5 protein-coding genes are annotated in these 4,624 nt (G+C 72.1%); 2 read left to right on the forward strand and 3 right to left on the reverse strand.

What is annotated here, in order from left to right; translation table 11 throughout:
• Positions 1–448: 448 nt before the first annotated feature.
• On the reverse strand, positions 449–1,336 hold the full coding sequence (locus ACFYNU_RS38215) for a TIGR01777 family oxidoreductase (protein WP_356597238.1): 888 nt from the start codon (positions 1,334–1,336) through the stop codon (positions 449–451).
• A 44-nt stretch (positions 1,337–1,380) separates the two neighbouring features.
• Here ACFYNU_RS38215 and ACFYNU_RS38220 point away from each other — a divergent pair, with 44 nt between their 5' ends.
• On the forward strand, positions 1,381–1,875 hold the full coding sequence (locus ACFYNU_RS38220) for a GNAT family N-acetyltransferase (RefSeq protein WP_356597236.1): 495 nt from the start codon (positions 1,381–1,383) through the stop codon (positions 1,873–1,875).
• Positions 1,876–1,887: 12 nt separating this feature from the next.
• Here the strand turns inward: ACFYNU_RS38220 and ACFYNU_RS38225 are convergent, their stop codons facing one another.
• Complete coding sequence (locus ACFYNU_RS38225) at positions 1,888–2,412, reverse strand: DUF4240 domain-containing protein (RefSeq protein ID WP_356597235.1); 525 nt, start codon at positions 2,410–2,412, stop codon at positions 1,888–1,890.
• A 147-nt stretch (positions 2,413–2,559) separates the two neighbouring features.
• Between ACFYNU_RS38225 and ACFYNU_RS38230 the strand changes: the two genes are divergently transcribed.
• Entirely contained in the window at positions 2,560–3,489 is a 930-nt protein-coding gene (locus tag ACFYNU_RS38230) for an SDR family oxidoreductase (protein ID WP_356597233.1), read from the forward strand.
• Here the strand turns inward: ACFYNU_RS38230 and ACFYNU_RS38235 are convergent.
• Positions 3,480–4,445, reverse strand: coding sequence for a WYL domain-containing protein (locus ACFYNU_RS38235; protein WP_356597231.1), 966 nt, complete (start codon positions 4,443–4,445; stop codon positions 3,480–3,482). The genes ACFYNU_RS38230 and ACFYNU_RS38235 overlap by 10 nt on opposite strands.
• Positions 4,446–4,624: the final 179 nt, after the last annotated feature.

Below are 4,624 nucleotides of genomic sequence, written 5' to 3' on the forward strand. Positions count from 1 at the left end.
TTGGACCCGACGACCCGGGTCGTTCACGCGACACAAGTCAGCCTGAGTGTCCGAACACCCCCCTCCTGCGACCCCGCCCCCCTCACACCGCCACGCAGCACTGTTCAAGCTCCGGGGTGGGTGGGGTGGGCCCGGACCGTACGGCCTTGATACCCGTCTTGCCGGGTGGCTGGCCTGCCGGGCAGCGTGTTGCGGGTCCCCTGACACCCCCTGCGGGTTGGGAGGGGGACGCGCAGGGGGCGTGGTCGGACACTCAGGCTGACTTGTGCCGCGTGGACAAGTTGGGTCGTCGGGTCCAACGAGCCTTGCACGCGGCGTAAGTCACGCCGTCCGGCCATGACCCCGGAGCGGCACCCGGACACCGGCCGCAACCACACCAGCCCGTCCGGCGCTTGAGGACGAACCCGACCACCGGGCGGCACCGGTCAACCAACCCACCCCCGCACCCCTACCGCGCTGACGCAATCGATTCGTCGATCTTTGGGAACGCGAACGTGAACCCCGACTCCAGCAGCTTCTTCGGCCGCACCCGCTGGCTGCTCAGTACGTCCACCGAGAACTCGCCCAGCGCCAGCCTCAGCGCCGCGGACGGCACCGCGAACACCGTCGGGCGGTGCAGCACGCGGCCCATCGCCGCTGTGACCTCTCGGTTCGTCACCGGTTCGGGGGCCGTCAGGTTCACCGGGCCCGACAGGGACCCCGTGTCGATCAGGTGCCGCAGCGCCGCCACGTGGTCGTGCAGGGAGATGAAGCTCCAGTACTGGCGCCCGTCGCCGATCCGGCCGCCCAGCCCCGCGCGGAAGATGGGGAACAGCCGGCCCCACGCGCCGCCCTCGCGGGCCACGACCAGGCCCGTGCGGGCGAACACCGTCCGTACGCCCGCGTCCGACGCGGGCGTCGCGGCGTCCTCCCACTCGACGCACACGGAGGGCAGGAAACCCTCGCCGGGCGGCGCCGACTCGTCCACGGCGCGGTCGCCCGTGTCGCCGTAGAAGCCGATGGCCGATCCGCACACCAGGACCTCGGGCGGGGTGTCGAGGGAGGCGACGGCCTCGGCGATCGCCGTCGTACCGAGGACGCGGCTGTCCCGGATCTCCCGCTTGTACGCGTCGGTCCACCGGTGGTCCGCGACCCCCGCGCCCGCGAGATGGACGACGGCCTCGCAGCCGTAGAGCCCGCTCACGTCCACGTACTGGCGGGCGGGGTCCCACTCGACCTCGTCGCCCGCCCGGGAGGGATGCCGGACCAGACGGACCACCTCGTGCCCGTCCGCTCGCAGGGAGCGCGTGAGCGCCGTGCCGATGAGCCCGTTGGAGCCGGTGATCGCGATCCTCATGGGACCATCCTGCCGCCCGTCGCCCCCGTGGGACAGTTACTGCCATGCCGGAACCACTCATACGCGCCGCTCTGCCGTCGGACGACGACGCCCTGAGCTGCCTCGACCACGACACCTGGTCGTTCCTCCACGCGGTGACGCCCAGGCAGGAGCCACCGTTCGAGCCGTTCTTCGACTCGCGGCACCGGCCCGAGGACTATCTGGTCGCCGAGGCCGACGGCCGGATCGCCGGATATCTGCGGCTGGTGCCGCCCACCCCGCTCGCCTGCAACGCGCATGTCAGGCAGATCCAGGGGCTCGCCGTGCACGAGTGGGCGCGCGGCAGGGGAGTGGCGCGGGGGCTGCTGCGGGCGGCCATGGAGAAGGCGCGCGCCGAGGGCGCGGTGCGCATCACGCTGCGGGTGCTCGGGCACAACAAGCCGGCGCGCGCCCTCTACGAGGCGGCGGGCTTCGCGGTGGAGGGTGTGCTGCCCGGGGAGTTCTTCCTGGACCGGCGGTATGTCGACGACGTGCTCATGGGGCGTTCGCTGGACAGGTGACGGCGGGGCGGGTCAGTCGACGCCGAACCGCTCCCAGAGGCGCGGAAGCCGGTCCGCGAGTGCCTGTGAGTCCTCGAAGTCGACCGGTGTGCCCTCGGGCTCCGGGGCCTGCGGGGCGACCCCCAGATCGGGCGCGACGGATCCGGTGAGCTGCTCGTACGCCTCGTCGGCCGCGTACCCCAGCTCCTCGCCGTCGCCGTCGATCTCCTCGTCGAACTCGTCGATCAGCTCCGCCAGGCTGTCCGGGTCGTGCACCGCGCCCTCGAAGATCTCCCGGCCCTGGCCGATGAGCCAGCAGCGGAAGTAGTCGAACGCGTCGTCGCTCGCGCCGCGGAGCAGAATCGCCGCCGCCGCCCACAGATCCCAGAAGTACGCGCGGTTGTAGCGGGTCTCGAAGTGCCGGGCGAAGTCCAGGACCGAGTCGGGGTCCAGTTGGAGCAGCCGCTCCACGAGAAGGTCGGCGTGCTCGTCCGGGTCGCCGCCGGCGGCCTCGCGCGTGGCGTCGATGATCTCCCAGAACTCCGTCTCGTCGGTCACGGGTACAGCATCGTGCTTGGCGGGGGGCGGCGCACGCGGAGCGCGGAGAGTGGGGGAGATCCGCGCGGCGCGGTTCATGCCGGACAGAAGATGTCTGCTTTCCGTGGAACGGTCGTGGTGAGAGACCGACAGAGAGGGAACCGCCTGATGACCGACAACCGTGACAAGCCGCTGACAGGGAAGATCGCACTGGTGGCCGGGGCCACCCGGGGCGCCGGCCGGGCGATCGCCGTGGAACTGGGCGCCGCCGGCGCGACGGTGTATGTGACGGGGCGCACCACGCGTGAACGGGCCAGCGAGGTGGGGCGGCACACGGAGACCATCGAGGAGACCGCCGAACTGGTCACCCGCGCGGGCGGCGAGGGCGTCGCCGTACCGACCGACCATCTGGAGGTCGAACAAGTACGGGCGCTGGTGGAGCGGATCGACCGGGAGCGGGGCCGGCTGGACGTACTGGTCAACGACGTGTGGGGCGGGAACCAGTTCCTCGACTTCGGCACCCCCGTGTGGGAACTGGACCTGGAGCGCGGGCTGCGGATGCTCGACCTCGGGGTGAAGACCCATCTGATCACCAGCAGCGTCGCGCTCCCGCTGCTCGTACGGCACCCGGGGGGACTGGTGATCGAGGTCACCGACGGCACCGCCGAGTCGAACAGGACGCCGCGCGAGAACTTCTACTACGACCTCGCCAAGAACGCCCCGATCCGGATGGCCTATCTGCTGGCGGAGGAGCTGAAGGGCGTGGGCGGTACGGCGGTCGCGGTGACGCCCGGCTTCCTGCGCTCCGAGGAGATGCTCGACGGGTTCGGCATCACCGAGGAGAACTGGCGGGACGGCATCAAGATCCACCGGCATTTCGCGCTCTCCGAGACGCCCGTGTATCTGGGCCGGGGAGTCGCGGCGCTCGTCGCCGACCCGGAGCGGACGCGCTGGGCGGGCCGGTCGCTCTCCAGTGGGCAGCTGGCGAAGGAGTACGGCGTCACGGACGTGGACGGCAGCCGGCCTGACGTGTGGGCTTACATGGCGGCGGAGGCGGCGGCGCCGGGCACGGAGGTCCCGATGGACGGCTACCGGTAGAGGCGCGCCGTACGGTCGGCGGAGTCGGCGAAGCGGGCGCGCAGCTCCGCCGGCTCCAGCACCTCCAACTCCGGCCCCAGGGCGAAGAGCTGGCCGAACGCGACGTCGGCCGACTCGACCGGCAGCGTGAGGGTCGTCCAGCCGTCCTCGTCCGGCGGGCCCGCCGCCTCGGCGGCTTCCTGGGCCGAGGCCCGGTCGGCCAGATGCGGCAGTCGGCGCAGACCGTCGGGGGAGAGCCGGAGCACCACCTCCATACGGAGGATCGACCGCGCGAACTGTGCCGCCCGCTCGTCCCAGAAGGAGGGCAGGTCGAAGGAGTCGTCCCGTTCGAAGCGCTCCCGCGAGAGCGTGACCTCCGTGAAGCGGTCGATCCGGTAGACCCGGAAGGTCGCGTCGACGCGGGCGCACAGATACCAGACGCCCGCCTTGAGCACGAGTCCGTACGGTGCCAACTCCCGCTCCACCTCGGTGTCCTGGCGCCGGTAGCGGGCCAGGACGGTGCGGTCGTCCCACACGGCCTCGGCGACGGCAGGCAGCAGCTCCGGCGTCTGGGGTTCCTGGTACCAGCCGGGCGCGTCCAGGTGGAAACGCCGCGCCGCCGAGTCCGACGCCCCCTTGAGCGAGGGGAGCAACGCCGCCGAGACCTTGAGGCGGGCGGCGGACCCCGCGTCCTCCAGGCCCATCTCGCGCAGCGCGTTGGGCAGTCCCGAGAGGAACAGCGCCTCCGCCTCGCCCCGTGCCAGGCCCGTGAGGCGCGTGCGGTAGCCGCCGACGAGCCGGTAGCCACCGGACCGCCCACGGTCCGCGTAGACGGGCACCCCGGCCTCGGAGAGGGCCAGCGCGTCGCGGGTGACGGTGCGCTCGGACACCTCCAGCTCCTGTGCCAGCTCGGCCCCGGTCATGGAGGGCCGCGCCTGGAGGAGCAGCACCATCTTGATCAGCCGGGCAGCGCGCATGGATCCATTCTCCACACGCGCCGCCGAAGGCCGGAACGACCTAGGGCCTGTCCGGAAAGTCCCGTCTGGCCCGCGACGCCTGGCACGGCGCCTCTCCCCCGTGGGCCCCAGGGGGCCACGGGAGGTGCCCCCGGTGTCGGAGTCGGCCGAGTACGCCCGGTACGAGGCCGATCCTCCGC

Source organism: Streptomyces sp. NPDC006643, assembly GCF_042870175.1.
Taxonomy (GTDB): domain Bacteria; phylum Actinomycetota; class Actinomycetes; order Streptomycetales; family Streptomycetaceae; genus Streptomyces.

Excerpts from the sequence above, each read along its gene's own strand:
- ACFYNU_RS38215 (WP_356597238.1), bottom strand. The coding sequence starts at position 1,336 with ATGAGGATCGCGATCACCGGCTCCAACGGGCTCATCGGCACGGCGCTC.
- ACFYNU_RS38220 (WP_356597236.1), top strand. The coding sequence starts at position 1,381 with ATGCCGGAACCACTCATACGCGCCGCTCTGCCGTCGGACGACGACGCC.
- ACFYNU_RS38230 (WP_356597233.1), top strand. The coding sequence starts at position 2,560 with ATGACCGACAACCGTGACAAGCCGCTGACAGGGAAGATCGCACTGGTG.
- ACFYNU_RS38235 (WP_356597231.1), bottom strand. The coding sequence starts at position 4,445 with ATGCGCGCTGCCCGGCTGATCAAGATGGTGCTGCTCCTCCAGGCGCGG.